The organism is Neisseria sp. P0021.S007, from assembly GCF_051956855.1.
In genome coordinates, this window is the sequence record NZ_JBQCXA010001459.1 from 1 (window position 1) to 477 (window position 477).

Annotated in this window: 1 protein-coding gene; it reads right to left on the reverse strand. The window is 50.7% G+C overall.

The genetic code is table 11. From position 1 onward, the window contains the following. Positions 1-246: 246 nt before the first annotated feature. The coding region (locus ACTHUR_RS19690; protein ID WP_440400483.1) for a nucleotidyltransferase family protein at positions 247-477 on the reverse strand (231 nt) is incomplete at its 5' end.

Genomic DNA, 477 nt, shown 5'->3' on the forward strand with positions numbered 1-477 from the left:
GTATTGCTTTTTATTGTGTCGATTGTATGGCTGGGTGAGCCGGTGCAAAAAGGCGCATTGATCGGCTATGGCCTGATTTGGTCGGGATTGTGCGTGATGATTGTCAATGGCTTGTTGGGAATGAAGAAAGAAAAGAAATTGGCTAAAGCTTGATGATAGATTAAGGCCGTCTGAAAACTGAGTTGGTCAATATTTTCAGACGGCCTTTGATATTGAAAGGGACGTATCGGATACGCCCCTTTTGTTTTACCAGCTTTGGGCGACACGGTCGGCTTCTTGCAGGCGTTCGACTGTGCCGACGTCCAACCAAAGGCCGTTGTGGTGTTCGCCGCTGATTTGGCTTTGGCTCATGGCTTGACGCAACAGAGGGGCAAGTTTGGCAGCCTGATGCGCCGGGGTATCTTTGAAAAGTGCGGGATGATAAACGCCCACGCCGCTGAAAGTCAGGGCTTGGCCGTCTGCAGATGAGGCGGATAC